Source organism: Brevibacillus sp. SIMBA_040 (assembly GCF_046535075.1).
GTDB lineage: Bacteria > Bacillota > Bacilli > Brevibacillales > Brevibacillaceae > Brevibacillus.
In genome coordinates, this window is sequence record NZ_JAWRXI010000011.1 from 154727 (window position 1) to 175833 (window position 21107).

19 protein-coding genes are annotated in these 21107 nt (G+C 44.5%); 6 read left to right on the forward strand and 13 right to left on the reverse strand.

The window, feature by feature from the left end; translation table 11 throughout:
• The first annotated feature begins 16 nt into the window (after positions 1-16).
• From SB752_RS19960 to SB752_RS19980, 5 genes are all read left to right on the forward strand, one after another.
• Complete coding sequence (locus SB752_RS19960) at positions 17-1315, forward strand: MFS transporter (protein ID WP_410717314.1); 1299 nt, start codon at positions 17-19, stop codon at positions 1313-1315.
• Between the two features lie 168 nt (positions 1316-1483).
• Positions 1484-2650, forward strand: coding sequence for a threonine synthase (locus SB752_RS19965; RefSeq protein WP_410717315.1), 1167 nt, complete (start codon positions 1484-1486; stop codon positions 2648-2650).
• Positions 2651-2666: 16 nt separating this feature from the next.
• On the forward strand, positions 2667-3296 hold the full coding sequence (locus SB752_RS19970) for a GntR family transcriptional regulator (protein WP_410717316.1): 630 nt from the start codon (positions 2667-2669) through the stop codon (positions 3294-3296).
• A gap of 74 nt (positions 3297-3370) precedes the next feature.
• Positions 3371-3826, forward strand: a complete 456-nt coding sequence (locus SB752_RS19975; protein ID WP_410717317.1) for a hypothetical protein — start codon at positions 3371-3373, stop codon at positions 3824-3826.
• Positions 3827-3985: 159 nt separating this feature from the next.
• Positions 3986-5287 (forward strand): copper amine oxidase N-terminal domain-containing protein, encoded by a 1302-nt coding sequence (locus tag SB752_RS19980; protein ID WP_410717318.1) that lies wholly within the window; start codon positions 3986-3988, stop codon positions 5285-5287.
• Positions 5288-5290: 3 nt separating this feature from the next.
• Here the strand turns inward: SB752_RS19980 and SB752_RS19985 are convergent, their stop codons facing one another.
• The 10 genes from SB752_RS19985 to SB752_RS20030 all read right to left on the reverse strand — a co-directional run bounded on the left by SB752_RS19985 (position 5291) and on the right by SB752_RS20030 (position 15374).
• The gene (locus tag SB752_RS19985; protein WP_410717319.1) at positions 5291-6691 is read right to left on the reverse strand and encodes a sensor histidine kinase; all 1401 of its coding nucleotides are present in this window, start codon (positions 6689-6691) and stop codon (positions 5291-5293) included.
• 104 nt (positions 6692-6795) lie between these two features.
• Entirely contained in the window at positions 6796-7689 is an 894-nt protein-coding gene (locus SB752_RS19990) for a hypothetical protein (protein WP_410717320.1), read from the reverse strand.
• A 106-nt stretch (positions 7690-7795) separates the two neighbouring features.
• On the reverse strand, positions 7796-8443 hold the full coding sequence (locus SB752_RS19995) for a response regulator transcription factor (RefSeq protein WP_410717321.1): 648 nt from the start codon (positions 8441-8443) through the stop codon (positions 7796-7798).
• A gap of 179 nt (positions 8444-8622) precedes the next feature.
• Positions 8623-9057, reverse strand: a complete 435-nt coding sequence (locus SB752_RS20000) for a HEAT repeat domain-containing protein (protein WP_410717322.1) — start codon at positions 9055-9057, stop codon at positions 8623-8625.
• A 79-nt stretch (positions 9058-9136) separates the two neighbouring features.
• On the reverse strand, positions 9137-10012 hold the full coding sequence (locus SB752_RS20005; protein WP_410717323.1) for a radical SAM/SPASM domain-containing protein: 876 nt from the start codon (positions 10010-10012) through the stop codon (positions 9137-9139).
• Positions 10013-10140: 128 nt separating this feature from the next.
• Positions 10141-11547, reverse strand: coding sequence for a sensor histidine kinase (locus SB752_RS20010; protein WP_410717324.1), 1407 nt, complete (start codon positions 11545-11547; stop codon positions 10141-10143).
• A 3-nt stretch (positions 11548-11550) separates the two neighbouring features.
• Positions 11551-12255, reverse strand: coding sequence for a response regulator transcription factor (locus tag SB752_RS20015; protein WP_410717325.1), 705 nt, complete (start codon positions 12253-12255; stop codon positions 11551-11553).
• 145 nt (positions 12256-12400) lie between these two features.
• On the reverse strand, positions 12401-13441 hold the full coding sequence (locus SB752_RS20020) for a DUF418 domain-containing protein (RefSeq protein WP_410717326.1): 1041 nt from the start codon (positions 13439-13441) through the stop codon (positions 12401-12403).
• A 5-nt stretch (positions 13442-13446) separates the two neighbouring features.
• On the reverse strand, positions 13447-13818 hold the full coding sequence (locus SB752_RS20025; RefSeq protein ID WP_410717327.1) for a YxeA family protein: 372 nt from the start codon (positions 13816-13818) through the stop codon (positions 13447-13449).
• 170 nt (positions 13819-13988) lie between these two features.
• Positions 13989-15374: an MFS transporter gene (locus SB752_RS20030; protein ID WP_410717328.1), complete on the reverse strand. Its 1386-nt coding sequence runs from the start codon at positions 15372-15374 to the stop codon at positions 13989-13991.
• Positions 15375-15487: 113 nt separating this feature from the next.
• On the opposite strand from SB752_RS20030, the gene SB752_RS20035 reads away from it, so the two are divergent.
• Complete coding sequence (locus SB752_RS20035) at positions 15488-16393, forward strand: LysR family transcriptional regulator (RefSeq protein ID WP_410717329.1); 906 nt, start codon at positions 15488-15490, stop codon at positions 16391-16393.
• A gap of 70 nt (positions 16394-16463) precedes the next feature.
• Here the strand turns inward: SB752_RS20035 and SB752_RS20040 are convergent, their stop codons facing one another.
• The 3 genes from SB752_RS20040 to SB752_RS20050 all read right to left on the reverse strand — a co-directional run bounded on the left by SB752_RS20040 (position 16464) and on the right by SB752_RS20050 (position 21106).
• Positions 16464-17006: a histidine phosphatase family protein gene (locus tag SB752_RS20040; protein WP_410717330.1), complete on the reverse strand. Its 543-nt coding sequence runs from the start codon at positions 17004-17006 to the stop codon at positions 16464-16466.
• A 41-nt stretch (positions 17007-17047) separates the two neighbouring features.
• Positions 17048-18559, reverse strand: a complete 1512-nt coding sequence (locus SB752_RS20045) for an MFS transporter (protein ID WP_410717331.1) — start codon at positions 18557-18559, stop codon at positions 17048-17050.
• A gap of 222 nt (positions 18560-18781) precedes the next feature.
• A complete protein-coding gene (locus SB752_RS20050; RefSeq protein WP_410717365.1) occupies positions 18782-21106 on the reverse strand; it encodes an ABC transporter permease in 2325 nt (774 codons plus the stop codon).
• Position 21107 lies beyond the last annotated feature (1 nt).

Here is a 21107-nt window from a genome sequence, read left to right on the forward strand (position 1 = left end):
GATGGGAGAGAGTAAAATGAGCGGTCAGGATAAAACCTTTCGCAGCTTTCTGCTTATTTGGTCAGGGCAACTGCTTTCGGCAATCGGCAGTGGACTGACAGCATTCGCCTTGGGGGTCTATGTTTTTCAAAAAACACAATCGACCACGAGCTTTTCCCTGGTCATCCTCTGCTCCTTTTTACCTTCGTTTTTGCTGCTGCCGTTTAGCGGCGTGCTTGCAGACCGATTTGATCGCAAAAAGATGATGATCATTGGGGATGCCGGTTCGATTGCGGGCCTGTTGTTTATTTTGTTTTTCATGCTAAAAGGGAATATAGAATTGTGGCATATCTACGTAGGTGTAGCCATGAGTGCGGTATCCGCCGCAATCCTCTCCCCTGCGTACAAGGCAGCCGTCTCCGATCTTGTTTCCGAAGAAAAGTATGCGCAGGCAAGCGGGCTCATTCAACTAGCTGGCTCTGCCCAATATTTAATCTCCCCGATCATTGCCGGATTTCTTCTCAGCTTCTTTGATATCAGAACGGTTTTACTCATCGACATTCTGTCCTTCCTGCTGGCTGCTGTCGCTGTTTTTATCATCATGAAGCAGGTTCACACCCCACAAAAGCATGAGCAGAAAAGCTTTTTCCGTGAAATGGTCGAAGCCTTTCACTACCTTCTTTCCCAGCGTGGCGTTCTCTGGCTTGTTCTGTTAATGTCCGTGGTTTGCTTTTATATCGGGCTCATGCAATCACTGTTTGGCCCGATGATGCTGACATTGACTGATTCCAAGGTTCTCGGCATCGCTCTTTCTATCGCTGCATCCGGTATGCTCATAAGCAGTATTTTTATCGGGATTTTCGGGACGGGGAAAAATAGGGTTTTCATCCTCTCCCTGTTTCTGACACTGGCTGGCCTCTTTTATGCCTTGATGGGTGTATTCACGACTGTCACCCTGATTGTCGTCTTTGGTTTCCTCTTTTTCCTCACCCTCCCGTTTGTGAACACAAGCCTGGAGGTACTGATTCGAACGAATATCGATAATGAACGGCAAGGCAGGGTATGGTCTCTCGTTTCGGCTATTTCCCAGATTGGTATGGTTCTGGCTTATGGTTCAGCAGGTTTTTTGGCTGATCATCTTTTTTCGCCTCTGTTAGCGCCGGATCGGTTGTTGGGGCATACGGTTGGAAGCATCATCGGGACTGGACCGGGTAGGGGAATTGGGTTTTTATTTGTTGTTTCTGGAGTGATGGTGGCGATTTTGGCGATTGTCATTGGACGTGTTCGGACGATAAAAGAATTGGAAGGTAAAATGGCAATGGAGAGCAACGCGTAGCACGTCCAAACGAGATCAGGGGAGCATTTCTTGCATAGCCTCCTGATCTTTTTGATGACGGATATTAGATGAAACCGCACGTTCCCAAAACAAAATAAATTGACTGAATTATAAGTATTGTATACAATAATTACCGATATAGATAATTTCAACAGTGAGGTGATATGTATGTTCGTGATTAATCTCACATGCCTGAAGTGCGGTACTACCCACCCGATGACTCCTACCTCATACATTTGTCCCGCTTGCGAGAAAGGCTCGACTGCTATGGATACGGATATTGGCATTCTCGATGTACAGTATGATTATCTGGCGGCACAAGAGGCTCTTTTGCGAGGGAAGGAGATCAACAGCTCTCGGTCCGATGTCTTTCGTTATATCCCGCTATTGCCAGTGAAGCAGCCTGCCGATGTTCCTCATGCAGGCGGTACTCCTTTGCTGAATGCACCGCGACTGGCTTCCCGCCTCGGCCTCAAGTCTCTCTATATCAAGGACGAAACCCGCAATCCAACTCGCTGTCTAAAAGATCGCGCTACAGTGATTGCGATGACGATGACACGAGAGCTCGGTGTCACTGATTTTTATTGTGCTTCCGCTGGCAACGCTGCGATCTCGCTTGCCAGTTATTGCGGGCATCAGGGATTGAACTGCCACGTGTTTGTCCCACAGGAGGCATCCCAAACCAGGCTCAACTGGCTTCGTCGTTTTGGCGCACGTATACAGATTTCTGCAGGAAACTATGATCAAGCCTTTGACGAAGCAGAATCGGCTGGAGCCAAGTACGGTTGGTACAGCCGCAACTGCGCCTACAATCCTTTTCTGGTTGAAGGAAAGAAAACGGTCGCACTTGAAATCGGCGAGCAGCTTGGTTGGCAGGCACCAGATTTGGTCGTATCCCCTGTCGGTGATGGCTGTACACTTGGTGCCATCGGTAAAGGGTTTCGTGAGCTATCCTTCCTGGGTTTGACCGATCGACTGCCCAGACTCCTCGGAATTCAGTCGGAAGTCATACAGCCTTTGGTGCATCGTTACCACGAACAGAGCATCACGCCAGACGAGGGAACGACAGCTGCGGCTTCCATGGCAGTCCGTCGCCCGCGCAATGCCCTGCGATTGCTGAAGGAGCTTCGTGCAAGCGAGGGGACGATGCTTGCCGTCTCTGACAGTCAGATTGCGGTAGCGCTAAAGCTGTTGGCAGAAGAAGCTGGTGTAATAGCCGAGTTCACCAGCTCAGCTACACTTGCCGGGTTGATCAAACAGGCGGAAGCAGAGTCTTTAGCAGGCAAAACCGCAGTCCTAGTTATCACAGGTGGAAGACTTGATTCTGATTTTTGAAGGAGGTGTTATAGCCGTGAGCCCAAAACAACCTCTGCGTGAACAATTGAGAAAAATCGTGTTGGAGCGTGTAATGAAGGGTGTTTTTCCAGCAGGCAGCCGAATTGTCGAGTCAGCTTTGTCAGCAGAACTTGGTGTAAGCCGGACACCTCTACGAGAGGCTCTGCTGGATTTGACAAAAGAGGGTCTTTTGCGCTCTGACTTAGCCAGGGGGTTCACCGTGAGACCATTGACAGCTCGCGAGGTACAGGAAATGTACCCGATCCTCTGGACCCTAGAATGCTTGGCTCTGCGAATGGCACAAGACACCCCCGATTTCAGTGAACTGGATGATTTGAACGATCAGCTTCTTCAAGCAAAAGGAGAGCCTGTGTCAGCATTGGAGATCGATTTCCATTGGCATGACCTCTTGATTGCAGGTTGTTTAAACCAGCGTTTGCATGAAATGATTGCTGACCTAAAGAAAACGATTCGCCGTTACGAATATTCATTTATGTGGGACGCTGAGCTCATCCACAGATCGCATGTACAGCATCAAGAAATCATTGCTGCTTTGAAACAAAAGGACATCGAGCTAGCCAGCCAGCTCCTCGAAACACACTGGCGTACAGGTATGTCGTCTTTGATGGAACAAATCACTATTTAGATGGCCATGGTTACTTTTCATCCGCTTATCCTGTCTACTAAGATTGAAAATACATATTTTGCGAGGGATTAATCTTGAAAAAATTAATTTGGCTTGGCTGCTTTCTCTTTACCTTTTCATCACTACTAAGCGGTTGTAATACTGCTGCTTCTTCAACTGCTCAACAAACAAATCAAGTACAGGTGGATAAAAATTATTTACTAGCACTACATACAGCTAACACTTTCCTGATTGCGTGGTTGAACAGAGATGCTGCGAAAGGTAGTGAATTGCTTACTGATAACGTTAAAAACTCAGTTAGCCCAGAAGATGTAACCATGTTTTTTACAGGGTTATCAAATCCTCACCATCAAGGATTCGAGATCATTGGACATGAAAATGCAGGTGAAAATACGGTGACGTTTCATGTTTGGTTATACGAGTATTATTCTGGTGATACACCGGAACCAGAGAAACGTCCTGAGCCTTACACCATTGAAGTTAGTAAAGTAGATGAGAATACATGGCTGGTTAATAATCTGCCCAAATAGAGGTACACAAACTCTACGTTATGATTATCCAGGAGTTTCTTCATCTGCTTCCCTGCAACCTTTTGATCAGGTAAATAAGCATATGATTATAGTAAAATGTAGTAACTACTCCAAATTAAGACGATAGGCAAGTACATTGAAGATTCGAGGAAATGACATATGAAGAAAATACAACGAGCGGGTATGTTGATCATGTTGGTGATACTGCTAAGCACAGCTAACTTCTCACCGGCACTATCCGCATCGCAGGTCCATGTAGCTGTGGATGGGCAATATGTGTCCTTTCCTGATGGGGCACCGTATGTAGATATAAAGTCCAAGCGCACGATGGTTCCAGTAAGATTTGTAGCAGAAAAGCTAGGTCTTCATGTGCAGTGGAATGGGGAAACAAATCAGGTGACGCTGAAGAAAAAAGACAAAACCATTCATTTAACCATTGGGCAAAACCACGCGCAGGTGAATGGGAAAAATGTAACCTTTGATGCGCCAGCGGTGATCAAAAACAACCGTACAATGGTTCCGCTTCGCTTCATCAGTGAAGCCTTTGACGCGAAAATCGATTGGATGGCCGAGCGTAATCTAGCTGTCGTGACAACTCCAGGACATGCGAAAGTGGTGCCTCCGCCTTTACCACCGTCCACCATTGATCGTACTTCGCAGATTGAGCGAGGTACATGGATTTGGAATGCCAGCATCATCAAAACGGACCACGAAAATATCCTCAAGTTTGCTAGTGATAACAAATTAACTACGATATACCTTCAGATTGATAAAGACATACCTGCAGCGGTTTATCAAAAATTTGTTCGCGGAGCAAGGGAAAAACAAATCAAAGTAGAAGCACTTGAAGGCCGCCCCACTTGGGCTTTTACTCATAATCAAAACCAAATCAAGGAGTTTATTTCATGGGTAAAATCATACAATACAGCAGTTGGAGCAGAAGAACGGTTTGAAGGACTGCACTTTGATATTGAGCCTTATATTTTAGCTGAATGGAAAACAAATAATCAGCTGGTTGTTGAAAATTGGATGGACAATATGCGGTTTATTGAGAGGGAAGCCAAAGGAAGTGGTTTGAAAATTACGTTGGATATTCCTTTTTGGCTTCATCTCGTCAAGGTCCCGGGCTCCAACTATAGCTTCAGTGCATGGCTATTAGAAAAGGTAGATTCTGTTGTCATCATGGATTATCGAAATGTTGCTTTAGGCAATGATGGGATCGTTGCCAACGCAAAGACAATCATAAAGGAAGCAAGCACGCTTAAAAAGAACGTAATCGTTGCGGTGGAAACTGCCCCTAGTTCGGAAGGTGCCTTCACGACGTTTTATTCGTTAAGTACAGGGGCTATGAAAACCGAATTAAAAAAAGTAGAGGAACAGCTGTCTCCGTATCCAAGCTACGCAGGGTACGCGATCCATAATTATGAGAGCTGGACGGCATTAGATGCAAAATCGAAGTGACCGTTATTCGTCACTTGTAAATGTTAATTTAGCTGTTGTACCCTTTCCCAACTCTGATGAAAAGCTCAGCTCTGCACCGTGACTAACAGCAATCTGCTGGCAAAGCGTCAAGCCCAATCCCGCTCCGCCACCAGCGCGACTGCGGGATTGGTCCACACGATAAAACGCCTCTGTTATATGAACGAGATGATCCTCTGCTATACCTCTACCGTTATCCTGGACGAAGATCACCTTATGTTTGTCCTCCAGATTAGCTACTAGCCTGATCACACCACCGCGCCCACATGCCTTCATCGCGTTGTCAAGCAAATTAACGAGCAGGATATGCATCAAATCAGCATCACAAAATAATGTATCATAGCGATACTCATAGGTAATCTGGATGTTTTCTTCAGCTGCCTTCATAGACAGAGCTTGCTCGACTCCTCGAACTAACTCACTCATGTGAACCTCGTTACGCTCAATCTTATTTCCACGAAGAGTTGCCATATCAAGCAAACGATAAGCGATATTCTGAAGTCTGCGACTTTCAGACATAATGTAATTGGTCGCAAACAGCTTGTCCTCTTCTGTGCGAACGACCTTTTGAATATACTCCGCATAGCCGTAAATGGCGGTCAGAGGAGTTCTGAGCTCATGAGCCAAATTATCTACGAATTGCTGCTTCTGCCTCGCAGATGACTCCAGTTGATGCATCTGCTCCTGAATTTCTTCTGCCATATGATTGAAGTTCTGCGCCATTTCCGCCAGCTCGTCATTTCCCGATACCGGAAGCCTGGTTTCATATGCCCCGGCCGCGATATTACGGGAGGTTTGAGAAATCTGGGTGAGCGGCCTGAATATTCGATTAAGCAGCAACAATAAACCTGCCGCGAACAAGCTGGAGAGCACCAGCCCCGCGAGAAACAGCATGTTTTTCATTTGCTTCCATGCGTTGATGGCATCAGTCGTATCGTATAAATAAACCATTGTATAAAAATCATAGGGCGCAGGAAGCTTCCCCGAGACGATGACATGAGTACGATCATCTGTTTCTTGGATCGACACTATGCGATCTCCATCTGCTGGCGGCTCCAAAAAATGGCCCGGCAATTCCACTTCCTGACGATTGGAATAGAGAAGCTGATTGCCTTTATACAGGGCCAGCTTCACTTTTTTATCGCTGGACAAATAACTGTACGGCTGCAGAAGCGAACCTAAGGAATCCTCGATTTTAACCCCTCTGCTTTCTACAGCATGAAAATCCTTTACGAGTGCAGACGTTATAAAATAATGCTCGTCCAAGCTTTTTTCCTCTGCCCGATGCACCGTATCTTTGAATGTTGTAATCGAGATAATGACGATCCCCAAGTTGAAAGAAAGCAGAAAAAGCACCAACGTGGTTAAAAAGGTCCGATTTTTCATCGAAAAAATCACCTCTATCTATCATCAAATGGCTGCATGCATGCGATTATACGAGAGGAAGCCGCCAACTTTGTGGCGGCCTAGAAACTGCTCCCCTAACAAACCTAATCCAAGTCCAAAGCCTTTAGAAAAGGTTGCCCGTTATCGCTGGCAGCGGGCGCTGACTTTTCCAGCTCCTTCACTCTTTCCTGTACACGCTTGATAAGCTTTTCATGCGATTCCAATACTTGCATGTATTCCCCATTGTAAACAATGCCGAGCAGCGCCTTGTCGTGACGAGAGAAGGTCATCAATGCAATTTCTCCATTTTCACCCGTGATATCTAGTGAAATTGTTGGATCATTGTTGCTGTACCCTTGGCCGTTGTAGGCAACCGACTTGATCTTGCTATGAACGACATTGTATTTCTCCGCTTGTAGCTTTGCGAGCGCAACATACTCCTGCGGGTTTTTATCCAGAGCTGCATCAAAAGCGACGGAAACTGTCTCATTCAGCGTTCTTTCACGCCCGATGTTAAATACCTCACCTGTTACCGAGTCCACAGAAAAGCAGTAGCTGCGCTTACCGTTTACCACTACATCTGCGTACCAGCTCGAACGAGGGAGATTTTCAGTTGGCTGCTGATATCCCATTTCAATTACTTGTCCCTCCAATCCAAGCCCAAAAACGTTCCAAAGCGTCTGGGCACCGATTTCTGCCGCAGCTTCTTTCGGCATGTCTTTGCTCGTTGGTGTTTGATTTCGGAAATATTCGAGGTTGATGTCTCGAATCGTATAGTTTGCTTTTTGGTAGCCATCTGGAACGCTATTTTGCGCCACTTGAGAAGAAGCGGCTGCGAAGCTTGCATAGCTAGTAGAAACCGTATTGGTTTTGTTGTACTCTGACGCTGTCGCAGCCAAGATGCATCCCTGGAACAGCAATGTGCTGGCTCCCGTAATCAATGCTGCCGCCACTACCGTTTGCTTCCATCCCTTTTTTACCATTCGATCTACTTTCACTCTAAATCTCTCCTTCATTGTTTTGTTTGTGATCACAAAAGCAGTATAGAAGGACAAAATCATAGAACCATCATCAAGTTATTAGGAAGTTATAAAAATTTCTCCGTTACACCTCCAGACGGTATCCCAGCTTGTAAACCGTTTTAATGCTGGAATCCATCTGCAGCTTCTTTCGCAGCTTTTGAATATGAACATCCACTGTTCGGGTATCCCCTACATAGTCGAAGCCCCAGGCAAGCTCGATCAATTTTTCCCGAGACAGGGCAATATTGCGATTGATCACCAGCACCTCTAGCAAATCGAATTCTTTTGGGGTACATTCAACCGGTTTATCGTTCAAAAAAGCCTGTCTGCTCTCAAAATCGATTTTCACCGCATCCAGTTCAAAGCTTTTGACCTCCTTTTTCGTGCGTCGCAGCACCGCATCTACTCGAGCTAGCAACTCCAGCATCTCAAAAGGCTTGACCAAATAATCGTCTGCTCCAAGCGTCAAGCCCTTCACCTTATCAGATAAACTGCTGCGAGCAGTCAAAAAAATAGTTGGCGTGCCTCGAAGCTGCTGAAAAACCTCATACCCATCCAGCTCGGGAAGCATGACGTCCAGCAAGATGAGATCGACTTCTTTTTGTGCCTGTATTTGAATGGCCTCTTTTCCATCGAATGCGGAAAGGCATGTATGTCCCACAGCATGCAGATTTCTTCTGATCAATTCGTGGATCGGGATTTCATCCTCGACAATTAAAATGGTTGCCACTCGGATCACCTCTCTATTAGCATAGCACGCTGTTGTTATCGAGTTGTAAAAGCAACCCTTCGTTCCTATTGATTTGATTACTCTCGATAACAGAAGGAATGAAAAAAGCCCAAGTGATTTTCTTCACTTGAGCTCTGCAGATCATTCACTTGGGTACATGTACTATTCCTTCAATCTTACTATAACGAGGCCCAGGTGTTTTCAAGCCACTGATCAAAATCAGCCCCTTTTTCACCCTCGTACGCATCATATATGTCGGTTCTCATCTTTTGTAGCTTCTCTTTGAACGCTTCGAACGTATGATCTTTTGGTAAACTCTTCTTAATTCTTACCAAGGCTTTCGTTGTACCTTTAATCAAGTCGCCTTTTTTCTGTGACGGTAACTGGACATCCTCGCCAAATTCCTTGAGCTTCGTGTAAGCAGCCTTTTGAACCTTGTACACAGCATCACTAGTCATGATTCGCTTTAATATATCGATCGTTTGGCTGTGTTTCCACTGACCTAACTCTTCAACAGCATCAAAACGTTCTCTCCAATTCGACGTTCGATTGGCAGATTTTTTTAGCTCCTCGTAATTTGAGGGTAACTCATTATTTGCTCCATTATGATTCAAAAAGATCAATCTCCTTCTATTCTTGTCTACTCTATTATTGCACTATTTTGGTTCAGTTAATATAAACCTTTCACAATAACTACGCTCCAAACCGCTGACGATACCCGCATCTCCTGCAAAGCTCCTCGACAGCCTCTCTGCGCGAAAAGCCTTCGATAAGTTTATTCGCGCGCTCACCATCGACGATGTCCGAAAACGAAGTCTGGTTAATATTCCCCAAATTAATGACGCCTTCCCCGTCCAGACAGCATGGCACGACCGTACCATCCACCAATATAGCAGCCTGACTGCGCAGTCCGTGGCAAAAGCCTTTTCCGTCATCCTCTGGCGCTGTCATGCTCGGCCACTGGAATTCATGATCCTGGTTCAAATAAACGCGATCCGCGATTTTCACGCCGCTGCCCGGTTCTACTTTTTCTTCGATCCTGTAATCAAGGCCAAATTCCTTTTCTACAATTTCGAGTGTCTGGCGGTTTCTACTCTTTTGAATGTTCGTCGCATTGTCCTGCGTCAAATTCCAGAGACGGAATGAAAAGATGATCTTATGCTCCTCCGCTTCCCGGACGAAGGAAAGAATTTCTCGTAAATAGCCCTCACGATTGGTAGAGCCCTCATGCCCGTCAAAGCTGTGGAGCGAAAAATTCATCTGTCTCAGTGCTGGCTTGCCTAGCAGCTTGTGCCGATTTTTGGCAATCAAGGTGCCGTTTGTCGTGATATTGACCTTAAAGCCTTTTTCGTGGCTGATATCGAGCAGCTCATCAATTTTGGGATGAAGCAGCGGCTCTCCTTTTACGTGCAAATAAATGTACTTGGTGTGCGACTTGATCTCGTCCAGCCTTTTGGCAAAGTCCTCGACCTTAATAAAATTGGCTTTGCGTTCGGTTGGCGGGCAAAAGGAACAGGCGAGATTGCAGATGCTGGTGATTTCTATATAAACTTTCTTAAACGTTTTCAAGATGTTTTCCCCATTCTGAAAATCTATGATAGGATGATGTTTTCTTAATCATACCCCACATAGTAACATAGGAGTGCTTTTATAGGTAACGGTGTATTCTGGTGGTTCAACCATCCAGACTTCACTAATTACAACTGAATCTCAACCCTAGTCCCTTGCCCTTCCTCACTATGAATCGTAATCTCACCATTATGCGCCTGGATAATATCATTTGCTATGGCCATCCCGAGTCCAGAGCCTTTATGCGCCTCTCCCGTATTGGTCCCTCGGTAATAACGGTCAAAAATTCTGTTCAGTTCTTCTTTCTTGATCCCTTTTCCATTATCCTGGATGATCATGTACGCTCGTTCTCTCATTTCGATTTTCACAACGATTTTTACATCGGGGTCATTGTGAACGATCGCATTGTATATTAAATTGATGATCGCCCTCCTCAGCAAAATTTCATCAGCCTCTACGGATATGCGCTCTTCCGTTGGCTGAAATTCTATTTGTCGATGGGCGTATTTTGGATCATTCACTATGTCGATCACAATGCTTCTCAGCAGCGTCACCATGTTAATCGTTTTCTTCTGAATGGATCGTTCTTTATTTTTCAAGCGTGTCGTCAAATGTAGGTCTTCCATGACCTCTTTTATATATAGTGACTTTTGTTCAATGATCCCTGCATATTCCCGTATTTCATCCATGGAAAAATGGTAATCCGGGTCTTTAATCATTTCCGAGTAACCCTGGATGGAGGCAAGCGGTGTTTTTATATCATGGGAAATGTTTGCGATCCATTCCTCTTTTAGCTGATCCAATTTCTTGCGTTCATTCTCGTTCATTTGCAGCTGATCGGATAACTGATTGACATGCTCGAATACCTGCCGATAAATTCCTTGAGGCTCATAATAGACATGATATTGGTTGTTCGCCAGGTTTTTGATCCCATCAATGAGGGAATGGAGCGGCTGTGTAAGACGCTTGCTAAACATATACCCAATCCACAACGCAATGAGAATATCGATTACAAAAATATATGCCCCAACCTTGGAGATTTGGAAAAAAACCTGGTTATCATAGGAAATCACATAGCGATTTAAGTCAGGGTCCTCAATCCCGATGAAATAGCTGTATCGGCGGTCTTTTCCTTCCTTTTCCCCGATAAAAACGGTCGTATCTCCATTCACCTCTTGATACTTGTACATTTGAATCATATCGGCTGGCGTATATTTTTTCATTACCCCTTCAGGCACGAGATAGCCCATGATCTCCTTGCCATTTTCGTCTAAAATTTGAATCCACGCCTTCTTTTTCAGAAGCTCGCTCTTTCCTTCCTCCGTAACCGTTACTTCGCCATTTTCAATTTTGATCTGATTCTGGAACTCCCGGGTGAACTGCTCTGGTGATGTTTCCTTTTTGAGGAATATCGGAATGTCGAATCCGGACTGGGCGATTAACAACGCGAGAGTGAATATAAGATTGATGAAAATAACGAGTACGACGACCAAAACAACCGATACCAAATATCTTCCGGTTACTTTCCATTTCATGGGTTACTGATCCTCTACAGTTAGTTTGTACCCTAAGCCTTTTATCGTGATCAAATACGTTGGCTGGGAAGGCTGTTCTTCAATTTTTTCCCGCAATCTCCGAATATGCACCATGACGGTATTATCAATGCCCGTAAAATCCTCTCCCCAGACCGTATCGTACAGCTTTTCCTTACTGATCACTTTGTTGACGTTCTGGAGGAAAAACTTCATTAACCCAAGCTCCTTCGGTTTTACATCGATGGGCTTGCCATCCTTTAACAGCTCTGCTTTTTGCGGGTTCAACTCAAAAGGACCCGCTTTTAAAATCGGATCTTCCATCGTTTCTGCTATGGCATAATCGGCTCTTCGCAATTGTGCCTTCACGCGATAAGCAAGCTCCTTGGGGCTGAACGGCTTGGTTATAAAATCGTCTCCCCCGATGGCAAAGCCCAAAATTTTATCGATCTCTTCCGTTTTGGCAGATACGAACAAGATCGGTACCTTGGAGACGTTCCTCATTTGCTTGCAAACCTCATAGCCTTCTCCGTCCGGCAGCATGATGTCTAATAAAACCAGGTCTGGCTTGCCCGTTTGAAATTGCTGCCATCCTTCTTTTGCCGTCGTTGCCGTTATGACATGCTCGATCCCTTCCTTGATGAGGACCGTTTTTATGAGCTTCAAAATATCTTCTTCATCGTCGATAATTAAAACCTTTTTGCTAGACATTCCATGCTGCCTCCTCTACTGCCCAAACCTTTTACTGTGAGAGTATGCCTGAGCCTCGGGCATATATCAAGCTGGTTTCATGGCCCTTGTATAGAAGAATGCGCAAAAAAGCCATTTTCCAAGCCTTTCTGCGCATTCCGTTCAACTACTTCACTTTTTGTTTGCCATAGGTCATAAAGCGCCACATCTTTTCCAATGGCCCCATGCTAAAAAATTTGAACCACAGACTGCTGAAGATGATTTGTACGATAAAAATCAGGCAGGCAATGATGACCACGTTTACCGGAGAAACAATTTCCAGCCCCATGATCGAAATGATCAGCGTTCCGATAAAGCTTTGCGCGACATAATTCGTAAGAGCCATCTGCCCTACTCGCGAAACAGGAGTAAGAAAAGAGCGAATCTGCTCATGCTCCAACAGCAAAAACAGGGAGCTTAAATAAAATACGACTGCAGGAATGGTGCCGAGAGAAACGATCAGCTTCAGCTCATCTACTCCATTCACCGCTGCAAACCAGGTCCAGATTGAAAAACCAGCAACGACCGGCAAAGCTCCAATCGCGACTTGCCTGATCTGATTTTTCCATTCACCGACTCGTCTGATCAAATCCGATTTTGCTGCAAGAAATCCTGCCAAAAACATAAGAAAGATCAACGTGGAATCGGCAACTATTACGTCAAGTACACTGGACAATAAGCTAGCTGCCCCTGTAAGCTTCAGAATCAACGCAAGCAAATAAACGCCAGTGATCCCCGCAAGCCATTTACTACCTGTCGCGACTTTTGCTCGGTAAAAGGGCAGCAGGAGAAACCCAATTAGCGCATAAAAAGGCAGGATCGTTCCCCAAAAGATAAATACTTGTACAACTCCGATGACAAAGAGTGTCAAAAGGCGTCGGGAGAATCGTCTCAACGGCTTATCTCCCCGCTTTTCCGCCCGTGAAGCGAAAATATAAAATCCAACGCCAAACAGGAACGAGAAAATAGAGAAAAACTTCTTTTCCACGAAAATGTTGATCAGAGTATCGATCACTGCATTGATCCCATTATAAACAGGGATTTCTACGCCTTCTGTCAGAAGGATATAGCCTTTCACATTAATAAACAGGATTCCGAACAATGCGAGACCGCGAATGATATCTAATGCAACGATCCGCTCTTTTTGCGGGATGGATGATGTGCTCATTGCTTCTACTCCTTTCTTTCTTGCAGCTTTTCCATGACTTTCTCTGGCAGCTTTTCTTTTGTCACTTCCTGATAAGAGGTCACACCCTTGCCCTCTTTCACGTACAAGCTCAAATACGCTTTTTCCCGAAGCTGCTTGTCCGCAGTAAACTTCAATGTGGTTTGCGTTCCGTTTTTATCAAAAGCCGGCAATTCATATTCATATCTGACCAACGTCTCTCCATTGCCGACTCTGTCTGTCAGTTCCTTTCCTGGCCCTTGGATCAGCGTATAAAATACATCTGCGCCAATCCGGTTCAGGTTTACGTTTTGGATAATGAGCAGACCGCCAAGGAAGATGGCTACGATCCATACACAAGTGATGATGTTATTTTTCATGTCTCTCTCCCGGTATTTTTGTCTCTTTGGTAACTACACAGCTAATTATAGCCCCCTGCACCTTACACCGTTTTAATCCGAACCTTAACTAAACCTTAAAAAACAAAAACAGCAAACCTCGGCAATGAGATTTGCTGTTCGTAACGAATTTTTAATTCCAATTATCGATTCTAAGACTGTTCTACTTGCTCTGGTTCTCTCCGTTGCCAACTCGTGAACACCAAGATTAATGCAGTGATGGCGAGGATCACCCCAAGCAAGCGAAAACCCTCAGCACTAAGCCTATCTCCCATTACAATGCCGAGCAGCAGTGAAGCGAGAATGGTGCCCAAGTATCTCGATGTCATAAATAAACCGGAGGCCATACCAATCATTTCTTTCGGAGAGCTCTTGAACAAGGCTGCTTGCATGCCGACATTGTTCAACCCGTTGCTAATGCCGAATGCAGCTAACGCCAAACAAACACTGATGACTGGTGAACTCTCATCCAATGTCACGATCCACACTGATCCTAGTGTCATCAATATTGCGGATACGAGCAATGCTGGCTTTGGACCTGATTTATCGATCCATCGCCCCGCCAGTGGAGACACAACGAGCGAGCACAAGCCCAAGCTCAACATGAGCATCCCTGTATCTACCTCGCTGACATGACGCACCATTTGCAGATAGGATGGGAAGCCGAAAAAGAGCGAGTAATAAAGCAGGTTCACGAGTATGAATTCGATATTAACCAAAGTCATTGCGGGATATTTCGCAAATGCACGTACAGGAATAAAGGGTGCTGTCGCCTTTAACTCATGTCGTACGAAAAATCCTAATGTAACGAGGCCGAGCAGCCCGACAATGACAACCCCAAATGAGACATGCCCAGATGATGTTGCTGACAACAATCCAATGAGGACGCTAACTAGCCCCACCGTAAAAAGCAGAACCCCTGACGCATCGATAAACTCTCCCCATTTTCGTAGGGACATGCCCTGTGTAGTAGATTTTGGCGGTTCATCATTGGGAATATTCCTCCACGCTAATAGAAAGCTCGCCACCACAAACGGAATATTGACGAAAAAGATGGCTTGCCAATCCCAACAATGTAGCAAGACACCGCCGATAAAAGGCCCAATCGCTGCCGCTCCTGATAGGAACATGGACAAAACGGACAATGCAGTCGCCTGTCTTTCCGTGATATGAACGCGCACAATCGCCATCCCTACCGCAACCATCATGCTTGTTCCAATGGCTTGCAAAATGCGGAACACGATGAGCCACCCGAAGCTGGGTGAGAAAGGAGCTATTAAGGATGCCACAGAGACCACAGCAAGCCCCGTAAGGAAAATCTTTTTGCGGCCAAATAAATCGCTGGCTTTGCCCATCACAGGTTGAGCGATGCTGCTTGCAATGTAGAAGGTAAAAATAATCCAGGAAACCTGCGTAAAATCAAGGCTGTACACATGCTGCAGCTTCGCAATCGCCACTGCAATCATCGAAGAATTTAAAGGGTTTAGTAGTACCCCCAATCCAACAGAAATTAACAACCACCTGCTGCGAGTATTCATTTCTGATCCCCCTAAAGCTTGTTGAGGATAGCGTATATGATATCTCACATTTACTCCAACGCATTTTATGCTATGATTTCATTGACTGAAAGGAATGAGCGGAGGGGAACTCAATGGAGCTTCTTCAATTAAAATATTTTCTTGCTGTAGCTCGATCAGAGCATGTGACCGAGGCCGCAAGAAGTTTGCACGTGACACAATCGTCGTTAAGCAAAACGATTCAACGCCTGGAAGAAGATCTCGGAGCGCCTCTGTTCGATCGGATCGGAAGGAAGCTGCGGTTGAATGAGTACGGAAGTAGATTCCTTCGCCGTGCGGAAAGGGCTTTGTTTGAATTGGAACAAGGGAAACAAGAGATTCGTGATTTATCCAGCCCGGAACACGGCACGCTCGAATTGGCGGTCACTACGGCAAGCACGTTACCACACATCCTTCGAGAATTTCGGAAAAAACGGCCCCATATCCAATTTCATGTGCAAATGCTGAGCACACACGAAATGGTTACGCTGCTTCAAAGAGGCGAGGTCGATTTTTGCTTGTCCTCACCTCCCGTTTACGAGGATGACATCGAGTGTCAAATCGTGTTTCTTGACCCTATTCATGTAGCGGTTCCCAAGTCGCATCGGCTCGCAAACCGAAGCAGCGTATCCTTGGCAGAGCTGGCGGATGAATCGTTTGTCGGTGTAAAGAAAGGCTATGGTACGCGAGATTTGGTCGAGTCGATTTGCAAATCGGCTGGGTTTGTACCGAATTATGTGTATGAAGGAGATGAACCTGCCAGGCTGATCAGTCTTGTAGAAGCCGAGATTGGAATAGCCTTCATCCCAAGCACAGCAGCCTCTGCACACGAAAAAATCAGCTATCTTCAGGTAGAAGATCAGGAGTTGGTACGAGAGATCGCTTTGCTTTGGCAAAAAAGTCGGTACATTTCGCGGGCTGCTCTGGAATTTCGGGAGGTAGTTGTCAGCTATTTTGAGTCGATATCCAAGGAAATAATGGCACCTCCAACTGTTAATTGACAACTAACAATTGGAGGTGCCGCTATATACCCGCTTTTGGTCGAAACCATTCTCTACTCATGTCTCTAATTTACTTTTCAAAAATATAAAGCTTTCCATTTTCCGCATGCTTAAACGTCGGGCCCTTAAATCCCCTTTTAATCAGCTCTTTTCGCATAAACATCATAAGAGCTGCATGACTGACGATTAACACATTCTCTTTTTCATGGGAAATAGCATGATCGAGAACTTCATTAATTTTTGATTTGGCTTGTCTAATCTCTTCGCGAGTTTGGCTGTTAAAAAACATGGAAGATCGAATAAGAATAGCCCATGCAAAGAAAGGGAGCTTTACTCTCATCGTAAATCTAGGTGGCGGAATTTCTTGTAGCTTCGCCATTTTGCGAATGGGCCCCTTGTAAATGATCTCAGCTGTTTTTACAGCTCTTGGCAAATCACTTGTGAAGCACTCATTCCATTCAATTCCTTGTAGGTCCGTATATCCCTCTTCAATCTCTGCTTCATCATAGGTTCGAAACCATTCATTTAGTTCATCTGCATTTATCGGTGTGCCCGTTGGATACTCTTGCTTTACCTTGTAATGCCTTACTAAACCTATTTTCACTCCAGTCATCCTTTCAAGCGTAAATTCTTCCTGTTATAAGTCGAGCACGCCTATGAATCTTCGTCCTTTTTAGGGTTTTTCGCTTGGCCTGGCCCCGCGTTTAATACAGAAAGAAACCCGATTATGGCAAAAGCGATACCCACGAAATATCCATGATTGATAGCAGCTCCTAATGAATCTCGGAGGAACAAATGAATAGCTGGATCGACCTGGGTAGTTGCTTGCATCAGTATTTCCGGGTTTAGTAGACTCTCTAATTTTTCTGACGGAATCCCTTGTAATGGCTCTCCAGCTGTGATGATCGTTTTATAATTTTGGTTAACAACAGCAGCCATAACAGACGCCCCCAATACTCCCCCCATATTCCTGCAGAAACCAACGATTGAAGAAGAAATACCCATATACTTCTTGTCAACGGAATAGGCAATCGCGTTCTGTGCAATGCTCATGAGCGGTCCGATCCCTGCAAAACCGAGCAGAATCATGAGTAATGTCAGATGCAAGGTCGAGATGGCAGGCGATAGGTTCGTTAAGAAAATGCTAATGCCCAAGCAAGCCAGCATGGAGAATGTCATGAGGGCACGAAATGAAAATTTGGTTTGCAGCATCGCAAATACTACGGCACCTGCCATCAAGGAGAGCATCATTGGTGTCAAAACACTATTAGCGTTCGCGTGACCGAGTACAGCCACCGCAAAGATCGGTAAATAGGTAATCGCAGCAAACATAATAGCCCCTTGTGATAGACAGGCGATGCAGGTCGCAACCACCATGCGATTCCTAAATAAGATCAGAGGGAGAATGGGTTCCTGTGCCTGACGTTCAATGAAAACAAAGGATACTCCGACGACAATAGAAACAACAAATAATCCGATAACCTGCCACGAAGACCAAGCATACACCTTGCCACCCCATTCGAGTGCCAGCATGATCGCTATTGATGAGATGATCAATGAAATAGTTCCCAAATAATCAATCTTTGGTTTCGCTTGTGAGCGAGATTCTTTGAGTGAGACGAGGAGCGTCACTAGAGACAATAGACCGATGGGAATATTGACATAAAAGCACCAGCGCCATCCCAGTAGCTCAGAAAGTAACGTTCCGATTTGAGGTCCAGCAACTGAAGAAAGCCCGAAGATGCCAGCGAAAACCCCGGAAATACGTGCAGTATATTTGGGATCGGAGGAAAGCGTAAACAGAATCGTGAAGGTGATAGGAAAAAGCGCCCCGCCACCAATTCCTTGAATCGCACGAAATAGAATGAGCTGTTCGATATTTTGAGCGACGCCACACAGCGCAGAGCCGATTAAAAAAACGGTAATACCGATTAAATAAAACAGCTTTCGTCCAAAAAGATCTGACATTTTTCCGAAGATGAGCATTGTGCTGGTTGCCGCTAATACGTAGGCTGTAAAGACCCAGCTCATGCTTTCAAAACCACCGATCTCCTGAATGATATGAGTAATGGCTGCTGAGGTGATCGTATTGTCCAGGGACGACATCAGCAGTCCCAAAGCCATGGCGAGGATAATAAAACCATTTTTACTATTGGATACTGACATAAAAATACACTCCTATTCTTGCGTGTTCATGAACACCTTATATTCCAAGGCAGATTGTCAGGGGCCCACAAAAACAATTATTAGAGAACGACACATCAATGAATAGGTAAAGAATCGTTATAAATCAAAGTGTGCATGGATCTCTTCCTCTCGCTTAGCACAATCAAAAAAGGCAGCCACCTAAGTGACTACCCCTACATCGGAAGTGTAAGCATAAAATTTCTATTCTACGCTCTTCAACGACTCAATCATATTGATATTGGTTACTTTTCTCCTAAGCAGCAAGTTAGAAAGAATCGTAAGTACGTAGGCAAGAATAACAGATACCAGCAGGACAAGCATATTTAATTGATCGGGTATTTGTTGATGGCTGCTAGACAGTGCTCTTACTACAATCAAATACACATAGCCACTTATGGGCAGAGCTACAATGACCGCAAATGTCGTCAGGATGATATTTTCAAAAAAGATCAGCCTGTTTATTTTACTTTTTTGATAGCCTAGCACCTTAAGTGTTGCAAGCTCGCGATTCCTTTCATAAATATTTATGGAGGATATCGTATAGATGGCGCCAAAGGAGAGGATGACGGCACTAATGATAAACATGATAAATACAAAACTATTTTGCTTCAAAATGTATTCAGCAGATTTCTTTAAATCATTCTTGTCTGTAATGGTACCAACATGCGGATCTTGTTCAAAGAAGCTTAGCACGTTAATCAGATCTACAAAGCTGTCTGCTTCAACTAAAAGCGAGGTTGGACTGTAGTCGATGTTGAAGCTCTTTAAATAGGCTGGTGTGCCATAAAACGAAGGATTCGAATATTGGGTTGATATATGTATAACCTTCATGTCTACCGATTTATTTTTTAGCTCTGGCGCAACGAATTTTAATTTGATGCTATCGCCTACTGCAATCTGATATTTGTCAGCATAGGATTTGGGTACCAGCACGCCATTATCTTCTAAAAATAACCGATTGTCATTGTCGTCAAAGAAATGGATGAGATTGTTTTCTTTTTCCGTAACAACGAAGGTGGCTTTTTCTTTTTCATCATTTTTGATGAATTCAACAGGATAGGTCGCTAAAGAAAAGCTACTTTTTATGCCAAAGGGTGGTTTAACCGCATTAGAAGCCGTTCCCACCGTATAATCTACTCGTAAATCATAGGTATAAACATCTTCAATTTGGTTCGCTACCTTTAGCAACGCCGTTTGTGTGCCAAAAGCCGTTATCAATAAAACAGTGCTTACGATAACACCAATTGAGCTCGCTAAAGCCTTTTGCTTATTTAAAAATATATTTCTCAAAATGAGCTTGTAGCTGTAGGAAATATGACTCCAAATGCCCGGAATTCTTTCAATCCAAAGCTTTTTCATCTTCTTTGGCGGTTTCGGACGCATAGCCTGAGCTGCACGTTCTTTTAAGATGCTTCTACCACTGAAGTAACACGCCAGAATCCCGAAAGCACTGGAGAGGATCATTGGAGGAATGAAAGAATAAATAGAAAGGGAGTATGTAATGCCAGGCAATGAGTAGGCTCTGGCGCTCGACGCCGTTACGAGTGGAATAAATACAATAGCAGCAGCGACACAGCCGATCACAGTGCCTACTATGCCGGCAAGCACTGGGTATCCCATGTAATGAAGCATGATGCTTCTGTTTTTAACGCCCAAAGCCTTCATAATACCGACTTGATTTCTTTGAGAATCGATCATCCTAGACATCGTAAGAAAGAGAATAATGGCTACAATCAAAAAGAGAATGAAAGGGATAACCTTGCTCATCAATTTATTATTATGTATCGTTTCATTTATTTTAGAATAACTAAAAGACCGTTCTTTGCTTACTTGGCTTACATAAGGAAGCCCTTTGGATTGTGCTTCAATCGATTTGCCTACTAAGTCAATATCGTAGCCTTCCTTTGCATTAATCATGATTTCATTGTAGGTAAACCCATTTGCGATTTCAGGTATTATTTCTTCCGCAATATAAGCGATTCCGTACGTTTTATGGTCTTGTATTTCGTTCTTTTTGGCATGTTCAACATTCTCACCCAAGCCGCTAATGGTAAACGTAAAGTCTCTTTCATTCGCTCTTAGACTGATTTGATCACCTACATGATAATCATGTTCTTTTGCATAGTGGGAATCGAGTAAGATCTCCTCTTTTTTGGACGGAATCCTGCCCTCGATCATTGTAGGCGTAGTAATTTCATTTTCATAAGGGATGGAATGAATTTTAATAGAAGCTTTATAGCCATCAAAGGCTTGCGTGGCGTCAAAAGTGTACCGTCCCTCTATTTTTTGGATGCCCTCCACTTTGCTCAAAGCAGCCACATCATTTTGGGAGATTTGACTGTAATACACATTCAGATCACTTACATGATGCTCTTTAAAGTAAGCTTCCGTATAAGCACTAAGATTATCGCTATAAGTGACCAGCCCCGCATAGAAAAAAGCTCCTACTGCGATAACCAAAACAAAGGCGATAAATTGCCCGATCGATTGTTTGATATCTCTGCCTAATTTTAAAAATAATTTCATT